The organism is Roseibium porphyridii (assembly GCF_026191725.2).
GTDB classification, from domain to species: Bacteria; Pseudomonadota; Alphaproteobacteria; order Rhizobiales; family Stappiaceae; genus Roseibium; species Roseibium porphyridii.
In genome coordinates this window covers 1,346,992-1,364,732 of the sequence record NZ_CP120863.1, presented here as the reverse complement: position 1 = coordinate 1,364,732, position 17,741 = coordinate 1,346,992, and the positions used below count along the sequence as shown (strand labels likewise).

General features: G+C 55.0%; 18 protein-coding genes. 17 read left to right on the top strand and 1 reads right to left on the bottom strand.

Annotated elements, in window-relative coordinates:
- The first annotated feature begins 3 nt into the window (after nt 1-3).
- The 5 genes from K1718_RS06440 (at nt 4) to K1718_RS06420 (ending at nt 4,737) form a co-directional block, all read left to right on the top strand.
- The gene (locus K1718_RS06440) at nt 4-414 is read left to right on the top strand and encodes a carboxymuconolactone decarboxylase family protein (protein ID WP_265683168.1); all 411 of its coding nucleotides are present in this window, start codon (nt 4-6) and stop codon (nt 412-414) included.
- 126 nt (nt 415-540) lie between these two features.
- A complete protein-coding gene (locus tag K1718_RS06435) occupies nt 541-1,248 on the top strand; it encodes an ABC transporter permease (protein ID WP_265683166.1) in 708 nt (235 codons plus the stop codon).
- A complete protein-coding gene (locus K1718_RS06430) occupies nt 1,241-2,053 on the top strand; it encodes an ATP-binding cassette domain-containing protein (protein ID WP_265683164.1) in 813 nt (270 codons plus the stop codon). Before K1718_RS06435 ends, K1718_RS06430 begins: the two co-directional genes overlap by 8 nt.
- A gap of 44 nt (nt 2,054-2,097) precedes the next feature.
- The gene (locus K1718_RS06425) at nt 2,098-2,886 is read left to right on the top strand and encodes an ABC transporter substrate-binding protein (protein WP_265684670.1); all 789 of its coding nucleotides are present in this window, start codon (nt 2,098-2,100) and stop codon (nt 2,884-2,886) included.
- A gap of 180 nt (nt 2,887-3,066) precedes the next feature.
- Entirely contained in the window at nt 3,067-4,737 is a 1,671-nt protein-coding gene (locus K1718_RS06420) for an alpha/beta hydrolase (protein WP_265683157.1), read from the top strand.
- 53 nt (nt 4,738-4,790) lie between these two features.
- Here K1718_RS06420 and K1718_RS06415 read toward each other — a convergent pair whose 3' ends face one another.
- Entirely contained in the window at nt 4,791-6,146 is a 1,356-nt protein-coding gene (locus tag K1718_RS06415) for an MFS transporter (RefSeq protein WP_265683155.1), read from the bottom strand.
- 97 nt (nt 6,147-6,243) lie between these two features.
- Here K1718_RS06415 and K1718_RS06410 point away from each other — a divergent pair, with 97 nt between their 5' ends.
- The 12 genes from K1718_RS06410 (at nt 6,244) to K1718_RS06355 (ending at nt 17,734) form a co-directional block, all read left to right on the top strand.
- Nucleotides 6,244-6,606 carry a hypothetical protein gene (locus K1718_RS06410; RefSeq protein ID WP_152500143.1) on the top strand — a complete coding sequence of 121 codons (363 nt, stop codon included), beginning with the start codon at nt 6,244-6,246 and terminating at the stop codon, nt 6,604-6,606.
- 38 nt (nt 6,607-6,644) lie between these two features.
- Nucleotides 6,645-8,183: an ABC transporter substrate-binding protein gene (locus K1718_RS06405; RefSeq protein ID WP_265683153.1), complete on the top strand. Its 1,539-nt coding sequence runs from the start codon at nt 6,645-6,647 to the stop codon at nt 8,181-8,183.
- Nucleotides 8,184-8,221: 38 nt separating this feature from the next.
- Nucleotides 8,222-9,160 (top strand): ABC transporter permease, encoded by a 939-nt coding sequence (locus tag K1718_RS06400; protein ID WP_265683151.1) that lies wholly within the window; start codon nt 8,222-8,224, stop codon nt 9,158-9,160.
- Entirely contained in the window at nt 9,153-10,013 is an 861-nt protein-coding gene (locus tag K1718_RS06395; protein WP_152500140.1) for an ABC transporter permease, read from the top strand. The genes K1718_RS06400 and K1718_RS06395 overlap by 8 nt, the downstream gene beginning before the upstream one ends.
- On the top strand, nt 10,010-10,777 hold the full coding sequence (locus K1718_RS06390) for an ABC transporter ATP-binding protein (protein WP_173005908.1): 768 nt from the start codon (nt 10,010-10,012) through the stop codon (nt 10,775-10,777). The genes K1718_RS06395 and K1718_RS06390 overlap by 4 nt, the downstream gene beginning before the upstream one ends.
- Nucleotides 10,771-11,541 carry an ABC transporter ATP-binding protein gene (locus K1718_RS06385; protein ID WP_173005907.1) on the top strand — a complete coding sequence of 257 codons (771 nt, stop codon included), beginning with the start codon at nt 10,771-10,773 and terminating at the stop codon, nt 11,539-11,541. The genes K1718_RS06390 and K1718_RS06385 overlap by 7 nt, the downstream gene beginning before the upstream one ends.
- Nucleotides 11,542-11,575: 34 nt before the next feature.
- Entirely contained in the window at nt 11,576-12,208 is a 633-nt protein-coding gene (locus tag K1718_RS06380) for a helix-turn-helix transcriptional regulator (RefSeq protein ID WP_173005906.1), read from the top strand.
- A 10-nt stretch (nt 12,209-12,218) separates the two neighbouring features.
- The gene (locus K1718_RS06375) at nt 12,219-13,388 is read left to right on the top strand and encodes an aminotransferase class I/II-fold pyridoxal phosphate-dependent enzyme (RefSeq protein WP_265683147.1); all 1,170 of its coding nucleotides are present in this window, start codon (nt 12,219-12,221) and stop codon (nt 13,386-13,388) included.
- Between the two features lie 9 nt (nt 13,389-13,397).
- The gene (locus K1718_RS06370; RefSeq protein ID WP_265683143.1) at nt 13,398-14,363 is read left to right on the top strand and encodes a Rossmann-fold NAD(P)-binding domain-containing protein; all 966 of its coding nucleotides are present in this window, start codon (nt 13,398-13,400) and stop codon (nt 14,361-14,363) included.
- Nucleotides 14,364-14,401: 38 nt separating this feature from the next.
- Nucleotides 14,402-14,983 carry a pyridoxamine 5'-phosphate oxidase family protein gene (locus K1718_RS06365; RefSeq protein ID WP_265683141.1) on the top strand — a complete coding sequence of 194 codons (582 nt, stop codon included), beginning with the start codon at nt 14,402-14,404 and terminating at the stop codon, nt 14,981-14,983.
- Between the two features lie 156 nt (nt 14,984-15,139).
- Entirely contained in the window at nt 15,140-15,562 is a 423-nt protein-coding gene (locus tag K1718_RS06360; protein ID WP_265683139.1) for a MarR family winged helix-turn-helix transcriptional regulator, read from the top strand.
- Between the two features lie 99 nt (nt 15,563-15,661).
- Nucleotides 15,662-17,734 (top strand): MBL fold metallo-hydrolase, encoded by a 2,073-nt coding sequence (locus K1718_RS06355; protein ID WP_265683135.1) that lies wholly within the window; start codon nt 15,662-15,664, stop codon nt 17,732-17,734.
- The last annotated feature ends 7 nt before the right edge of the window (nt 17,735-17,741 follow it).

The window sequence follows — 17,741 nt, the reverse complement described above, 5'->3', positions numbered from 1 at the left end:
ATCATGGATTGGGAACTGTTTGAAAAGGGTCTTGCCCAACGCAAGGCGACGCTCGGCGATGCCTATGTTGAAAAAAACCTGGCTGCGGCTGATGAGCTTACGAAGCCCTTCCAGGAAGCCATGACAGCCTGGTGCTGGGGCTTTGGCTGGGGCGATGACGTGATTGATGCCAAGACACGATCCATGATGAACCTGGCAATGATCGGCGCGCTCGGCAAAATGACCGAGTGGGAAATCCATTGCAAGGGCGCGATCAACAACGGCGTTTCAATGGAAGAAATTCGCGCAATCATCCACGTCGTTGGCATCTATTGCGGAGTGCCCCAAGCGCTTGAGTGTTTCCGCGTGGCCAGGAAGGTTCTGGAGACGCACGCTCCCGAACAAAGCCTTCACACATCCAATCAGGAGCCGTGATCAACATCCGAGCGACTGATTTTTGAAAGCGTCGTGGAAATTATTTTCGGCTCAAACGGACTTTGAGTTGGTTTTTTATGCATTCTACGTTATTTTTTCCCGAAGACTGGGAGGAATAGCACAAGAATGGACAGTTTCTGGGGTGCACTTGCTGGGGCATTCGGCCTTGTTTTCGCACTTGATCCGGACCTGATGGAGATAATCGGCCTGTCAATGCGGGTCACTCTGACGGCTGTTTTCTTTTCCTGCCTGATCGGACTGCCGCTTGGAGCTGCCGTCGGCACATTCAATTTCCCAGGACGCACCCTGATTGCCGTTGTCCTCAATGCACTGATGGGATTGCCCCCGGTGGTCGTCGGACTGATGGTTTACCTGATGCTTTCGGCCTCCGGACCGCTGGCCCCCCTCAGACTGCTTTATACGCCCACTGCAATGATCATTGCTCAAATGATCCTGGTAACACCGATTGTTGCCGCGCTCACCCGGCAGGTCGTTGAAGATCTGAACCGCGAATATGCAGAGCAATTCGCTTCCATGGGTGTTGGCGCTTTCGATCGCCTGACCGCAATGCTTTGGGATGCTCGATACAGCCTGATGACAGTCGCACTGGCGGGCTTTGGCCGGGCGGTAGCCGAAGTCGGTGCCGTGATCATTGTTGGCGGAAATATCAACCACGTCACCCGTGTGATGACAACAACGATTGCGCTGGAAACATCGCGAGGCAATTTGCAACTCGCTCTGGCGCTCGGTGTCATACTGCTTGTGATTGCCTTTGCCGTGAACGCAGGTGTCATGGCATTGCGCGCATCCGCAGTGAGGGCCGCCTATGCGTGATCTGGAGTTTCATTCCGCAGTCGGCAGCATTGCACCCCCGCGCCCGCAAGAGCCGTTGTTGGAAACGAAAGGCTTGAGTTTTTCTGCCGGAGGAGATCGGCTGCTCAGAGATATCAGCCTTGAAATTCGACCAGGCTCGCGCACCTTGATCATGGGGCCGAACGGAGCCGGAAAGAGCCTCCTCTTGAGGCTCATGCACGGGTTGCTGCGCCCGGAGACCGGCAACATCCTGTGGAACGGCGCTAAGCTCACTGCAGAAGCACGGCGCTCTCAGGCGATGGTATTCCAGCGCCCTGTGCTCTTGCGCAGATCGGTCTTCGCAAACCTGAAGTTTGCCCTCTCCGTGCGGGGGCTGAACGGCCGCATAAGATCGGAAAAGATCGAGCAAGCCTTGGCAATTGCCGGTCTCAGCCATCTTGCAAAACGGCCCGCCCGCGTCCTGTCCGGCGGTGAACAGCAACGCCTGGCGGTCGTGCGTGCACTTGCCTGCGAACCCGACCTGTTGTTCCTGGATGAACCCACTGCGAATCTCGACCCTGCGTCGACTGCCGCAATCGAACAGCTCGTTTTGGAAGCCAACACACGCGGCGTGACCATTGTCATGGTCACTCATGATGCCGGTCAGGCGAAGCGTGTCGGTGAGGATCTCATTTTCCTTCAAGACGGAAAGATTGCCGAGACCGGCGACGTTCAACAGGTCCTGAGCGCACCGAAAAGCGAACCGGTTCGCGCCTGGCGCGACGGGCGGATCTATCTCGGTGCCAACATCGAAACCATGTCGGAAAAATCCGGGAGAAAAGCGTGATTAAAAGGATCTTTCAGAGCACCTTGGCATCTTTGGTTGCTGGCATGCTTACGGTTCTACCGGCTGCTGCCGACGAGAATTTCATCATTGTGCAGTCAACGACGTCGACACAGAATTCAGGTCTTTTCGATCAGCTCCTGCCAGAATTTCAGAAAAAGACCGGCATTGAAGTCCGCGTTGTCGCGGTCGGTACGGGTCAGGCCATCAAGAATGCGGCCAATGGTGATGGCGATGTCCTGCTGGTGCATTCAAAACCATCAGAAGAAAAATTCGTGGCGGACGGCTTCGGTGTTGCACGAGCTGATGTGATGTACAACGACTTCGTCATCGTCGGCCCAAGCAATGACCCTGCAGGCATTGCCGGATCCCGGGATGTGGTGTCAGCGCTTTCGAAGATTTCCGAAAGCAAAGCACTCTTTGCCTCACGCGGCGATGACAGTGGAACCCACAAGGCCGAACTAAGACTTTGGAAAGCTGCCGGGATAGATCCTTCCGAGGATTCCGGAAGCTGGTATCGTGAGATCGGGTCCGGTATGGGCGCAACACTGAACACCGGCACCGGTATGAACGCCTATGTGTTGACTGACCGCGCGACCTGGATCGCCTTCGGCAACAAGGGCGACCACAAGATCACCGTGGAAGGAGATGCCAGACTGTTCAATCAGTATGGCGTCATCCTCGTAAACCCGAAGAAGCACCCGCATGTGAAAGCGGAATCGGGGCAAATCTTCATCGACTGGCTTCTGTCCCGGGAAGGTCAGCGGTCAATCGCCGACTTCGAAATTGACGGTCAGCAATTGTTCTTTCCAAATGCCAATGACGGTTCGAGCTGACAAGCTCGAACCACGACATCCCCCTTACATTTTTCGCAACCTGAGCTAGACTTCAGTCAAGGATGCGACAGCTTCAAACAGCCTGAAAGCTGCACCGGCCAACATCCCGGTGCGCAAGGATGAGACGAACTTGTGTGGTAGTCCGCCCGGTCTGACAACGAACGCGCAAGGATAAGTGCGGTGCTTTGGTTTCGCTCACTGATAACCGGATTGTCGATTCCGTGCCTGATGCTCGGCCTGTTGTTTTTTGCCGCGTCATTGACGCCGTCCCTGATCCCCCGCGATGCTCTTGTGCAAGGCATTCTCGGCGGCATCGTTGTCGCACTCGGGTACCTTCTTGGGAAAACAGTTGGACTGATCTGGTGGGCGGCGGACATGCCGCGACTGCCCCGGCAATTCGCCCGACTGCGCAACATTGTTTTGATCATCGTCGCCGTTGGCCTCACAGTCTGGATCTTGACCTTCAGCCTGGAATGGCAAAACGGCCTTCGGAGCAAGATGGGGCTGGAGCCGGCCGAAGCACAGCACATTGCGACAATTCTGATCTCCGCAACTCTGACCTTTGCAGGGGCCTATGTCATTGGTGCAATTGTTGCGACACTGTTTCGATGGATCAGAGGCCGCTTCTACCGGTTTATGCCTCCACGACGCGCAAATGTACTTGGCGCAGTCACCGTTGTTGTGATCCTGTTCGTTGTCACCCGTGACGGCATTCTTGATGGTGTCGTTCGCGGACTTGATGAGAGTTATGAAGCTGCACAGAACCTCTTCGACACAGCCCCGCCTCCACCGGACAAACCGAACCAGGCGGGATCTGCAGCATCCTTGATTGACTGGGCGGCCATGGGTCAACCAGGTCGGGATTTCATTACCAGCGGTCCGGATGCTGCCGCAATTTCTGCCTTTACCGGCAAACCGGCTCTGGACCCCATCAGGGTCTATGTTGGCCGGGCCGATGGCGAGACCCCGGAAGAGCGCGCGAAGCTTGCGCTCGCGGAACTCAAACGGCTCAAGGCTTTCGAACGCAAAGTGCTGGTAGTCACCAGCCCTACGGGCACAGGCTGGATGGATCCAGGGTCTCATGACCCTGTGGAGTACATGCACAATGGCGATATAGCCACCGTAAGCGCCCAGTATTCCTATTTGCAGTCCCCTCTTGCACTGATCCTCGAAACCCGCACCGGGCTGGATCAGGCAACGGCGCTACTGGAAGTGGTTCACAGCTACTGGAAAACGCTGCCCAAAGACCAGCGTCCAAGGCTCTACGCACACGGCCTCAGCCTTGGTGCCTGGTCATCCATGTATGCAACCAATCTGTTTCGTCTAATCGATGATCCGATTGACGGGGCCTTTTGGGCCGGGCCTCCCTTTCCGTCCGATCTTTGGCACTACGTTCAAACGTCCCGACAACCAGGCAGCCCCTGGGTTCTGCCAACCATTGGCGACGGGTCTGTTGTCAGATATGCCTCCCACTACGCCGATGCCTCCAAGGCCGAAGCCGACTGGAACGGAATGCGCATTGTTTTCCTGCAGTATTCCAGTGATCCAATCGTATTCTACGATCCACTTTCCCTTTGGCGTGCACCACCCTGGATGAATGACCCACCGGCCGAGGACGTGTCGGATCATCTGACCTTCATCCCGATCGTCACACAGTTTCAGCTTGCATTGGACATGGCCTTGTCATTCGGAGCTCCTCCCGGCCATGGCCACGCCTACTACGCACAAGACTATGTTGCCCCCTGGGCCGAAGTTACCGCGCCGGGGGACTGGTCTGCAGACGAGACAGAACGCCTGAAAGCTCACTGTAACCTCGGCCTGCAACTTGGTTGCGCCAATGGTGATCGATAAGGCTCAGGCACGACTGTCATGTGGCTCAATGGCAGGATAGTTTCACTCCAGCACTACCCTCGCGGCCAGATTGGATGATGGTCGTCTATGATGAAAACGTGCTTGTGTTTTATTCGCCGATGACGATGCAAAGACCCGGCAACTGCCATGCCGGCGTCGTGGTGAAGCCCGTCCTGCAAGTCGTGGCTGTGCTCAAGCTCGTCGTGTTCGTGCTCAAGGTCGCGTGGGTCGCGTGCCGGCCAAAGCGCCAACGCCAGCCCGAATGAAACAACAGACAGTGCACCCATTAGCGCAAACGCAGCCGAAAGACCCAGCCAGGCACCGACAAAGCCGGCCAATGGATAAGCAATCAACCAGGTGGAATGCGACAGAGCAAATTGCGCAGCGAAGACAGCTGGGCGATCCTGATCGTGGCAGGAACGCGTGATGACAAGACCAGAAGGTGTCTGGATCATTGATGCACCTGCTCCCAGCACGAACCACAGAAAGAGGGCCGCGGCGGGTGCGACCCCAATTGCGGACAGCATCAAGGCAACGCCTAGCAAAAGTGCCCCGGTCAGCATGATCGGTCGCGGCGCTTGATTTTCCAGAAACCGTGGCAATAGCACAGCGACAAGCATTGAACCGGCCCCGCTGGCTGCAAAGAAGATCGCAACCGTGCCGTCGCCGAAACCGAAGTCGGATTTGACCAGCACAACAGTGTTGACGATCACCATCGAGGTTGCTGAAGCCACTGCAATATAGAGCGCCAGCATTCCGCGCAACCGCGGCGTGGCAAGATAGATCCAAAGACCACGCGTAACACGTTTGGCAAATGGCGCGGCATTGGCGCTTGCAGTTCGTGACGGCAGGGATGCACCGGCCACCAGCAAGGCTGACGCGAGAAACCCCAGACCGGTTCCGGCAAACAGGCTGTGAAATGTGGCAACCGACAGCAGAAGGCCCGCCAGCATCGGGCTGATGAGGGCTTCAATATCGTAGGTCAACCGCGACAGGGAAAGTGCCTGCGTATAGGCTTTTTCATCTTTCAGAACATCAGGAATGAGAGCCTGAAAACTAGGTGTAAAGGCGGCTGACAATGCCTGAAATGCAAAAATCAGAACGTAGATCTGCCAGATCTGTGTGACAAATGGCAGCGTCAACACGAGCGCAGCGCGCGCGCAATCCAGTGAAATCAGAAAGGGCTTGCGGGGCAGTTTTACCGCCAAAGCAGCAGCGACTGGTGCCAATCCGACATAAGCAACCATCTTGAGCGCGAGTGCCGTACCCAGCACGGCCCCGGCATTTTCGCCAGCAAGATCGTAAGCCAACAACCCCAGAGCTATTGTCGCCAGGCCAGACCCAAGAACAGACAGCACCTGCGCCAGCAAGAGACTGCGATAGGTTGTGTTTGAAAGAGCAAGCAGCATGGCACGATCTTAACCGCTTCAACCTAAGGAACAATGGGTATAGTGTCGCAATTCTTGCTATGCTAAAGGTCGCCGGGTGTTTAGGAGACGGATGCCAATGAAACGGATGCCAAAGGCGATTTTGGGGACGCTGATTGCGTTCTCGTTGCTTTTTGCTTCTGTCGCGCGTGCGCCTGGAACGATGCTATCGTTCGATGGCGACAGCATCACGATCGAGATATGTACCGGCGCTGGTGTCAAAACCGTCATATTGTCGGCGGATGGCACTCCGGTCGAACCATCTGATGTCGACTGCGATTTCTTTGCGACGCAAATCGCTGCGTTGCTAAGCGGCGCACCGCCAGCTTCATTGAGTCTTGCGGACACAGGACCGACCCAGCTATTCAACATTTCCAACGTAGCCGTCAAACGACTGACACAGCAGTCCCATCTTATCCGGGGCCCACCCCTGGCGAGCTGATTTCACACCTTGAAAATCAACTCAGATGGAACACTTCAATGTCCAAATCCAAGATCTTGGCCACCTTCGCCGCGCTGGGGCTGCTCGCGCTGCCAACCACAACGCATGCCGTTGCCGAAACACATTTAACGGTCGCGGTCAAAGCGGACCGCTATAGTGTCAAGCCTGACAAGTTCACCTTTACGACCAGGCGGCCTGCTGCCCAGATCGCTGAAACTGCAGTCAAGCCGGACGCGAATTTCAACCCCTCACCGCTTCTGTTCAAGGCTTGGGACTACGAAGACGGCACGTACAAAGTGACCCTGCAAGAGGGTGTTACATTTTCAGATGGCACACCCTTCAATGCCGACAGCGCAATTGCCTCTCTCAAGCTGTACGATCAGAACAAATCCGATTTTCTGCAACTCGATCAAAGCAGCTTCAAAAAGCTGGATGACTATCAGATCTCGTTCAGATCAGAAGTTGAATCAGCCCTGGTGATCGAGAACATGACCCATCGGGGAGCATCATTGTTTCTGCCGACGGACGCCATGGCCGAATATCCGGTTGGTACCGGCCCATATGTTTTGGAGAGTTACGAACCCAAAAAGCAGATCACCGTAACCCGGAACCCCAACTACTGGGGACAAGCACCCAAGATAGACAAGATCACCTTTCTTTTCATCGGCGATGACAATGCCCGGCTGTTGGCACTGCAAAATGGCGAAGTTGATGTCATAGGCGAAGTAACCCCGCAAATGATGTTGTCCATGCCACAAGATGGTTCCGTCGTTTTGAATGAGAGCCGCCCAATCCGCTATGCAGCGCTTATGTTCAATATGCTCGGCAAAGCCCCCTTCGACATCACGACTGATATCAGCGTTCGACAGGCTCTGGCTTTGGCGATCGACCGCGAAACGTTGGCCCAGGTGCTTTATGGCGGACGCGGTCAGGCTGCCAAGACAATCCTGCCTGGCTGGATGTTTGATCTTGGGGACGATCATGCCAATGGCTTTGCATATGACCCGTCGAAAGCTGGCAAGATGCTCGACGAGGCCGGTTGGGTCATAGGCGAAGACGGCATTCGCGAAAAGGACGGTCGCAAGCTCAAGCTTCGCATGGTTGCCGCCTATCCGAACGTTTCAACGGTAAAACCGATGCCGGAAATGCTGGAGCAGATGTTTGCCGCCATCGGTGTCGGCACCGAAATCGTCGAAGTAACCGACAGTGGCGTATACAACGACACGTATTTCGGGCCCGGTCAGGCGGACATGTATCTGGAGTTTGCCTCCAACAACAACACCGACCCCACCTATCTTCTCTACAATGTCTTCACAACCATGAGTCCTTGGGGTTATGCCGTCACGTCGCCTGGAGGCAATGTGGATGAGCTGGCCAAAGCCTCTCGGGTGGCATCAAGCCGCGAAGAGGCCATCGATCTGGTGCGGCAGGCGTATAAGTCCATCGTAGACGAACATACATCCAGCATTCCGATCCTTCTGGTACCGAATTTCACCCTGTCACGTCCGGGTGTATCGGTACCGATCTCGGAATATGCTGACTGGATCGGCTATGGCGATGTCAGCTTCGACAACTGAAGAACGAAAGGGCGGTCAGTCGGCCGCCCTCTTTTGACATGCTCAAATTTCTGCTGACACGCCTGGCGATGACACTGCCCACATTGCTGGGCATGTCGTTTGTCGCCTTCGCAATCGTGGCGCTTGCACCGGGAGACCCGGTGCAAATGGAGCTGCGTGCCATGGGCATTGTACCCAAACCGGAAGACATAGCAGCGATCAAGGCCGAATATGGCCTCGATAAACCATTTTTCATTCGTTACGCACATTGGCTGGTGCGGGCTCTGCAATTCGATTTCGGCACCTCTGTTGCAACTGGACGGAGCGTGATCGCCGAGATCGGACTTTACTTGCCTGCCACCCTGATGCTCTCGCTAACCTCGCTTGTTGGCGCCATAGGCATCTCGCTTGCGCTTGGAACGCTGGCCGTCATGGCCGACCGCTATACAGCAAACTGTGTACGTGCGGTTTCGATTGTGCTGGTTTCCATCCCTTCGTTTTGGCTTGCTCTCTTGTTGATCCACGTCTTTGTCCTCAATCTCGGGTGGTCAAGACTGGTTGGCAACGGTTCGGCAATCGATCTGATCCTCCCGGCATTGACGCTCAGCATTGGCGCAGGCGCTGCGATGGGGCGCTTTGTATATGAACGTGTACGCGCCGAGGCCTGTGAGGACTACGTTCGCCTCGCGATAGCCAAAGGCGTCAGCCCTCTGGGCATCCTGTTGGGTCATGTCGGCCCGAGGATTATTGGTTCAATGACCACGGTCTGGTCCAATACACTGGGCGGGCTTTTGGGAGGCGCGGTGATCGTTGAAAGCATCTTCGGCTGGCCGGGGCTTGGACAGCTGATCCTGCAAGCCATCGGCCAGCGGGATTTTCCGATCATTCAAGGATATCTCGTACTTATGGGACTGGTCTTTTTCGTGACGTCCTTCTTGGCCGACATTGTTTTGGTGACCGCTGATCCGCAGCTCAGACGCGGGTTAGCCGATGAGTGATACAGTTCTTGGCAAACCCGGTTTCTCACGCAAATTCGTGCCTGCACATGTCGGATTGATCATCGGTCTTGTCCTGCTCTCCGGTTTCGCACTGCTCGCTCTGGTACACGGTGCTTTGAATTTGCCGGCTCCTGAAAAAATGGATCTTCTCTCGCGGCTCGCAGGCCCGTCCGAAAAACATCTCCTCGGCACAGATCATCTCGGACGCGATCTGCTGGCACGATTGCTTGCAGCGATTTCGATTTCACTCGGTGCTGCCCTCAAAACGATGGGAGCAATCCTGGCCATAGCGCTTCCCTGGGGATTGATCGCAGGTCTTGCAGGTGGCCGCACCGACATGCTGCTGATGCGGCTCGCCGATATTGTGATGGCCTTTCCGACACTTGTGCTGGCATTGGCTGTCATCGGCTTCATGGGGGCATCTCTGGAAGCATCGATCATCGGCGTTGCCGTTGCCTGGTGGCCCTCAAATGCGCGTCTAATTCGTGCACTTGTGTTGTCGGCGAATGAAAGAGACTTTGTAAAAGCGTCATATCTCGCCGGAGCGTCCCGTTCCAGGGTGATTTTTAGACATGTTCTGCCACAGATACTGCCACCGCTTGCCGTAATCGTCTCGCTGGAGACAGCATCGGTTCTGTTGGCATTGTCCTCACTCAGTTTTTTGGGCATCGGCGCGCAACCGCCCATGCCCGAATGGGGCGCCATGTTGAATGAAGCTCGACCCTTTTTTGCACAAGCTCCTCATATGTTGATCGCACCTGGTCTTGCGGTCGTCTGCGCGGTTCTCGCGTTCAATCTGGTCGGCGAAGGTTTGCGTGACCTTCTGGACAAGAGGAGGCCTTACCAGTGGTGAGCGCGATCTCAACGCGAGACCTGACTGTCACAGCACCGCACGGACAACGCCTTTTGAACAAGCTCAGTTTCGATTTGGCCAAGGGTGAACGCGTTGGCTTGATCGGCGAAAGCGGTTCGGGAAAGTCTTTGACCGCCGCTGCGCTGTGCGGTTTGTTGCGTCCGCCGCTGTCCATGACGTCTGGCGATCTCATTCTCAATGGCATCAGTATGCGTGGCGCGCCTCCCAGCCTTTGGCGATCTCATCGTGGACGGAATGTCTTCCAGATCTTTCAAAGCCCGGCGTCGGCGCTGACGCCCGCAAGACGCGTCGGTCCGCAACTGGAAGAAGCTGCAAGGATTGCCGGTGCGCGCGCCAGGGACGTGATCCCGAATGTGCTGGACAAGGTGGCCTTGCCTTCTGGCGTGGCGCGGCAGTTTCCCTACCAGCTCTCAGGTGGAATGAAACAGCGTGTGTTGATCGCGATGGCGCTGATCCTCCGCCCCGCGGTGCTGATCGCGGACGAACCGACGACGGGACTGGATATACTGACGGAACTGGACATTTTGACCGCGCTGAGCAGTGCGGTCACCGAGACCGGTGCGACCTTGCTCTTCATAAGTCATGACCTGCATGCGGTGCAGGAAGTTGCCGATAGGGTTCTGGTCATGCAGTCAGGTGAAATAGTTGAAGACGGTTCGATCAAGATGCTCGGTCAGTCAGGCGCGTCAGCTGCACGGCAACTGACGGAGGCAGCAGACAGATTGCGAACAAAACCGTGCTAAGCGTCACCAAGTTTTCCAAACGGTATTATGGACGCACAATACTGCGAGACATCAGTCTGACCATCGGCCAAGGCGAGGTCGTCGGACTGATCGGCCGATCCGGAGCGGGCAAATCAACGCTTGCCCGATGCCTTGTCGGCCTTGAAAAGCCTTCAACCGGCGACATCAGATTGAACGGTGCCTCCATCGTCCCGGGCAAAGGATCAGCGCGCAGGAAGTTGCAATACCTTTGGCAGGATCCAGTCCAGTCACTCAGTCCTTATCTTTCTGCACATGGCGCCGTTATGGAGGCACTGAACGGCTTTGCCATCGGCGCGCCGAATTCACGCAAGTCCAACGCATCAGCCTATCTGAATGATCTGGGCGTCACACCGGACATGCAGGCCCGTCGGCCTCATGCGTTGTCAGGCGGGCAATGTCAGCGCGTTGCCTTGGCACGGGCAATAGCTGCCGATCCTCAGGTCCTGATCCTTGACGAGCCACTTTCGGCGTTGGATTTTTCAACCCGGGTTCAAGCGATCGAGATGTTGCAGAAGCTTCATCAGGACACGGGCCTGGCCATGCTGATTGTCAGCCATGACCTCGCACCTTTACAGCATCTGGCGAGCCGCATTCTGGTGCTGGACGACGCGCAAATCGTTGAAGATATTCCGATGAAACACTTTGCGGAACGTGCTGCGCACAAGCTTTCACGCGCCTATATCAGGACACTGGCCACGGATCCGGCGACAGAGCACATTGACGGCAACCTGCCGTCAGACTAAATGTCTAATTATAGACATTATGTATAGAAGTCGAATGACTGAGCTGCACGCACTAACTCCGATCTGCAAGGCAATTTCCGCCCTTTTCCCTGGGCAGGTCGAGGTCGTTTTGCACGATCTCAAAACAGGCAGAATTTCTGCAATCGAAAATGGATTTTCACCAAGAAAGCAAGGTGACGACAGCCTGGTCGAAACGGCGGATTTCCAGTCAGAGCTCCGTCCGGACGACACGATCGGACCTTATCTGAAGTCGAATTCGGACGGTGCAAGACTGCGCTCGGTTTCAGCATTGCTTCGGGACGAGGCAGGTCGGCCGAGTGCTCTATTATGCCTCAATCTGCGCCTGACCGAACTGGAAGCTGCGCGCGATGTGCTTGCAGCTCTCACTTCGTTTCAAATGGACACTGGCTCCAACATGCTCAGGAACGACTGGCGCGAAGTCACAAATTCAATCGTGGCCTCCACGCTGAAAGAATTGAAACTCTCGTTCAATCAGCTGCGTCGTCCCAATCGGCTGATAATAGTCGAGCGCCTTGTCAGTGCAGACATCTTCGCCGCCCGCGGTTCCACTGACTATGTCGCCGAAGTCTTGGGGATTTCCCGCGCCAGTCTCTACGAACTGATCAGACAGGCAAAACAGTCACCAGATACGAAAGTCAAAAGGTGAGTTTGAATTCATGACGCAACCAAAACCCATGCGCGATTTCGGTTTGGAAGTCTTTTTCTCCGAATGGGAATTCAAGGCGCAGCACCACATGACCGCTTCGGATTTGGAAAGCATGCGGGTTTCCGACCTTTTGTCACTGGCAGCGCCCGAAGATCGCGAGGGTTTTGAAACTCTCTGGTTGGGTTATACGGAAACCTGGGGAGCCCCAGCACTTCGTGCTGAAATTGCGCGAACCTACGAGCAGATGAAGCCGGAAAACATTCTTTGCCTCGCAGGCGCTGGCGAAGGACTTTACGCGGTTTCAAAAGTGCTGCTCGAAGCAGAAGACCACGCCATCGTACCAACACCGAATTATCAAAGCGCTGAAACAATTCCGCTCTCGATTTGTGAGGTCACGGGAGTACCTTTGCTGAAAGGCGACACCAAAGCCGGGTGGCAACTGGATCTCGATCGCATTCGGGAGGCAATCCGGCCGAACACAAAACTGTTGTCCCTGAACTTTCCGCACAACCCGACCGGCATGCTGATCAATCGTGCAGATCTGGAGGCCCTTATTGATCTTTGTCGCAAACACGGCATCTGGGTCTTGAGCGATGAGGTCTATCGCGGGGTTGAGCTGGATCCCGCAGACCGGATGCCACAAATTGCGGATCTATATGAACGTGGCATATCACTTAATGTCATGTCCAAAGCCTATGGACTTCCAGGGCTTCGGATCGGTTGGATTGCAGCACGGAACGCGAAGCTTCTGCAGAAAGTTGAACGCTACAAGCATTATCTTTCTATCTGCAACTCCGGACCTTCCGAAGTCCTCGCAACCATTGCCTTGAAGGCACGTGAGGAAATCCTTGAACGGAACCGGGCGCTTTTGACAAAGAACGTGGTCGCACTGGAAAAGCTTTTTGAAGAATTTCCAGGTCTGATCGACTGGAAACGTCCTCAAGGTGGATGTGTCGCCTTTCCGCGCTACACAGGTCCCGAAGATGTTGAACTGTTTTGCCGCAGACTTCTGGAAGAGAGCGGCGTTCTTCTGTTGCCGGGTTCCATCTACGCCTCTGACCTCAATGATATGCCGAACGGTCATTTCCGCATTGGCTTTGGACGCGCAAAGGTGTTTGAGGATGGGCTTTCTGCCATGAGGGAACACTTCAGGGCGCACTATGCCGATTTTCAGATCTGAGGGCCAACCGTGCAGATAGTGACGCTGGATCAGATCCGCTCAATGATCAGCATGCCCGAGGCGATTGAGGCTGTGAGGCAAAGTTTCATCGACGTTTCGAACGGACTGATCGACCAGCCGGAGCCGATGCAGATCCTGTTTCATGACGACGCAAACGAACTTGTTGGCGACTGCCATGCCAAAGCTGCACGGTCGAAAGACAAGCCGTATTTCACCATTAAGATCGCAACAGGTTTTTACCGCAATCCCGAACGCGGCCTTCCCCCGAATGACGGCATGGTTCTTGTCCTGTCTTCGTCCACTGGACGCCCTGTTGCGCTTCTTCAAGACGAAGGCTGGCTGACACAAATGCGGACGGCTGCCGCCGGCGCGCTGGCCGCATCGCTGAAAGCGACCGGCTCGAACGGTTCCCTGGGCGTGGTTGGCACGGGAACCCAGGCTCGGCTTCAGGCTTTGGCCATTCGAGAATCCACGGGCCTGAACCGGCTCAGTGTGCTCGGAAGGCACAAGAACAAGATCGACGGCTACATCAACGACATGGAACAGCTTGGCTTTAGCGTCACTGGGGCTGCCAACGCCAAAGCACTTTGCGAACACAGCGACATTGTGGTGACGACAACCCCATCGACCTCTGCGGTACTTCACGCCGCAGATCTTAAATACCCTCTTCACATCATCGGTATGGGCGCTGACAGCCCCGGCAAAACCGAACTAGCGCCGGACCTGTTCGGAGCTGCGGATATCATTGCCACTGACAACCATGCACAATGTCTGCAACATGGTGACTTTGGAGTTGCTGTCAGGGCTGGCAGTGTTGAAGAAACGGCTGATCGGTCATTCTGTGACATCTTGGCGGGCAAGGCGCCGGATCTCGATTTTGAAGATGCAAGACTATCAATTGTGGACCTGACAGGCTTGGGTGCACAGGATCTCGCTTTAGCCTCGGCTGTCGTTTCCAAACTTAACCTCAACTGAAATCGAGGCCGCTTTAAATGGGAGCCAAAGAGGTGGAAATGACGCTGACGCAGATTGAAGAAAGTGTCTGGGAAACTCTTCACGCGGATGTCCAGCGGCCAGGCTCAAGTTTCAGATATTTGAACCTGTGTTCAGTGGATCACCGCCAAACACCAAAAGCGCGCATTGTGGTCCTGCGCAAGATCGATCCTCGCAAACGCACTCTTGAATTCCACACCGACACCCGCAGTCCGAAGTGGCGCGAGCTGACCGGCAACCCCAGTGCTGCAGTTCTTGGATATTGCGCTGAAACACGTCTCCAGTTTCGGTTCGAAGGTCATGTCACGCTCTTTGAGCCATCCTCCGACTACGCACTGACAGTCTGGTCGTCCCTGCCCCTTCATACCCGCGGCACCTATGCGGGCGGGCCACCTGGTGATGAATTGCCCGAACCTCATGCTCCAATAGAAGCTTTCCAAGACCAACCCGAAGGCCAACAAGGTCGCGATCGTTTTGGCATCATCGTCTTTTCAGTGACATCGCTCGACTGGTTCAAACTCAGCAGAGAAAGCAACATCAGAGCCCAATTCGGCTATGATGACAACGGCGGCCTCATGTCCAGTTCTTGGGTCAATCCATAAACACAGCCAACCGGCTGATACCCATGAAAACGCATCTTCAAGTAAAGCGTCTTGATCCGCACGCTCACGATGTTTCCTCTTATGGTGGCAAACTCACTTGACATTTAAGTGTATATACACATTTATAAGTGCAGTTACACATACAGAGAATTCACCATGGCAGAAGAATTTGGCGCCTGCGCCTGCATGAACCTCAGAATGACAACGAGATTGATTGCGCAGTTCTTCGACCAGCGCCTTCAACCAATCGGTCTGAAGAACACCCAGTTTACGTTGCTGGTGGTTCTGCGCCAGCATGCACCGGTCTCAATCACGAAGCTTGCCGAACTGCTTGGCATGGATCGAACCACCCTCACCCGAAACGTTAGACCTTTGAAAAACGACGGCCTGATTGATGAGCAGCCCGGGAATGATGCCAGAGTGCGTTTGCTCTCTCTTAGCCAGAACGGCGAAACTGCTGTAACCGAGGCCACACCCTACTGGCGAGAGGCGCAAACAGAATTCCTGAAACGATTTGGCGAGGGCCGCTGGCAGGCTTTGAAGCTGGAGCTTACCGACATCAACTATGTCGTGAGCTGACCATCTCCTAACAAATCCGCGCCCGCTCGCAGTCTCAGTCCCCGAAACACGGCAAAATAACTTAAATACGTGTAGTTACACCTAAATAAAGGAATTGTTATGCAGAGATCAGAGCAAAGTGCGGCCGACGCACTTTATTCTCCTGTCCGCGGCGACGATCCGACTGTTGACCGCGTGGACGCCGCAAAGCGTGAACTTTCCAGCGAAGGGATCGAAGTAAATGGGGCCTTGTCTATCGATTGTTTAAAGCCGACGAAAGAGTTCGAAGACCTCACGGCAGAAGATCCGGATCGTAGTTTTCATTCGCAGCTGCATTACTTCGAGACCCTCTTGTCATATGGGCAAAACCAGGATCCGCGGGTCACCATGCTGATGGTCAATGCCTATCACAACTCCAACCAGCAAGCGCACGGTATTGCGTTTTTTGAACGGCTTCTCGAAAGGTACGGCGAGGGATTTACCGATGACGTTCGTGCCGTCTATCTTTCAGCCTATGCCATTTTGCGTGCAACCCATGCTGAGCGCGTTCCACTCGTCAAGCGCATACCCTGGGTCTTGAAAACCTTTCAGCATCTGGAGGAAAGCCGGCGCCTTACAGGCGGCACTCACCCAATCGTGCGATGGGCGGCAGGGCAAATCTATGCGCAGGTTCCTTTTTTCTTCGGCAAAAGATCACAGGCCTATGAAGACCTGACATGGCTTGTCGAGAGACCTGAGACGGAACCGGTTTTCGGCTTCTATCGGGAAGTTTATCGGCAACTTGCGCGACTTTATGAGCGGGACGGGCATCAGGAGAAGGCCGACCATTTCTGGCACCACAGCGGCTATCAGTCCTATGTTCCCAAAGCGATGTTCATGGGTTGGTTCACTTCAACGAACGTCGCAGGTGCTTCGATGGCACCTGAACCCGTGTTGGAAGAAATCATTCCGGGCTCGATCTTCGCGCTCTACGGCTTCGGATTTTCAGATATCTACTTTGTCCTCTCAACAGATGGCACCGGGCTGATTGCCGTTGATGCAGGCACGCAGCCCCACTCCTTGAAGGCGGCACACGAGTTTCTGCTCCAGAAACATCCCTCTCTGCCTACAGTTACGCATGTGTTTGTCACCCATGCCCATTGGGACCATATCGGCGGTCACAGCTACTTTCGCAACCTGAACCCCGACGTGATCTTCTACGGTCGCGACAACTATCAAGCCGTCGTGGATCGTGTTGTTCGCAATCACAGTTATCGGCAATTCCGCGGCCAGGATTTCGATCATCACTGGGTTGAAACCTACGCACCGGATATTGCGGTTAGCGACGTGACCGTTGTTGAGGTCGCCGGGACGAAGATTGAACTGGTTCCCGTTACGGGTGGTGAAACCGAAGACGCAATGCTCGTTCATTTGCCCGACCTCCAAACGGTCTTCGCCGGTGACATCGTCATGCCGTGGTACGGCGAACCCTGGGTCAATGAAGGTTATCCAGATGACGCAGTCAGCAGTATGGATGAAGTTCTCTCAAGAAGACCGAAACACATTCTGCATGGTCATCATCCCTTGACGGCCCTTTACGGGCACGAACAGCTCAAAGCGTTTCGACAACACTATTGCTGGCTGGTCGATATGGTGCGCGTCCATGTCAAGAATGGCTTTTCAGCAAAAGACATCATTCGCCTGAACCTGATCCCGCATGGTCTTCAACATCAACCGGAGAACTACCTCTCATATCTGGCAGCGCGAGATAATGTGATCGCGCGTACTGCCGATCAGATGGTGGGAATTTGGCAGGAAGACAGGACCGGACAGGATCCGCAAGGTCTCGACGCTCTTACACCCGCAGAATTTGGCAGAATGCTGCAACACTATCTTGGGCTCACGGCCGCACAAGCCGCGACCACAATCCGAAAGATGATCGCGAACGGCGACAACGAACTTGCGCTCAAGATCGCGATCGCTGCCGAGCAGCGATTCGGCTCCACGCAAGTACTCACCGATCTCAAGGAAGAAGCCGGCGACCGGTTGAGAAGTGCCATACAGTTCTTCGACCCGTTCCGGTTTGTCACCTATACGGAAATGATCGGGCAGGAGCATCTACCGATTAAGGGCGTGAAGAGGATTGAGAGCGCACAGGCTCAATTCGAGCTTGGTGCCAGCTCAAACCCCACCATGAAGCCGCACTCTCTTTGAGGAAAAT

What these genes read in the sequence shown, in the direction of transcription:
- K1718_RS06440 (WP_265683168.1), top strand. Translation starts at nt 4, where the DNA reads ATGGATTGGGAACTGTTTGAAAAGGGTCTTGCCCAACGCAAGGCGACG.
- K1718_RS06435 (WP_265683166.1), top strand. Translation starts at nt 541, where the DNA reads ATGGACAGTTTCTGGGGTGCACTTGCTGGGGCATTCGGCCTTGTTTTC.
- K1718_RS06430 (WP_265683164.1), top strand. Translation starts at nt 1,241, where the DNA reads ATGCGTGATCTGGAGTTTCATTCCGCAGTCGGCAGCATTGCACCCCCG.
- K1718_RS06425 (WP_265684670.1), top strand. Translation starts at nt 2,098, where the DNA reads ATGCTTACGGTTCTACCGGCTGCTGCCGACGAGAATTTCATCATTGTG.
- K1718_RS06415 (WP_265683155.1), bottom strand. Translation starts at nt 6,146, where the DNA reads ATGCTGCTTGCTCTTTCAAACACAACCTATCGCAGTCTCTTGCTGGCG.
- K1718_RS06410 (WP_152500143.1), top strand. Translation starts at nt 6,244, where the DNA reads ATGAAACGGATGCCAAAGGCGATTTTGGGGACGCTGATTGCGTTCTCG.
- K1718_RS06405 (WP_265683153.1), top strand. Translation starts at nt 6,645, where the DNA reads ATGTCCAAATCCAAGATCTTGGCCACCTTCGCCGCGCTGGGGCTGCTC.
- K1718_RS06400 (WP_265683151.1), top strand. Translation starts at nt 8,222, where the DNA reads ATGCTCAAATTTCTGCTGACACGCCTGGCGATGACACTGCCCACATTG.
- K1718_RS06395 (WP_152500140.1), top strand. Translation starts at nt 9,153, where the DNA reads ATGAGTGATACAGTTCTTGGCAAACCCGGTTTCTCACGCAAATTCGTG.
- K1718_RS06380 (WP_173005906.1), top strand. Translation starts at nt 11,576, where the DNA reads ATGACTGAGCTGCACGCACTAACTCCGATCTGCAAGGCAATTTCCGCC.
- K1718_RS06375 (WP_265683147.1), top strand. Translation starts at nt 12,219, where the DNA reads ATGACGCAACCAAAACCCATGCGCGATTTCGGTTTGGAAGTCTTTTTC.
- K1718_RS06365 (WP_265683141.1), top strand. Translation starts at nt 14,402, where the DNA reads ATGACGCTGACGCAGATTGAAGAAAGTGTCTGGGAAACTCTTCACGCG.
- K1718_RS06360 (WP_265683139.1), top strand. Translation starts at nt 15,140, where the DNA reads ATGGCAGAAGAATTTGGCGCCTGCGCCTGCATGAACCTCAGAATGACA.
- K1718_RS06355 (WP_265683135.1), top strand. Translation starts at nt 15,662, where the DNA reads ATGCAGAGATCAGAGCAAAGTGCGGCCGACGCACTTTATTCTCCTGTC.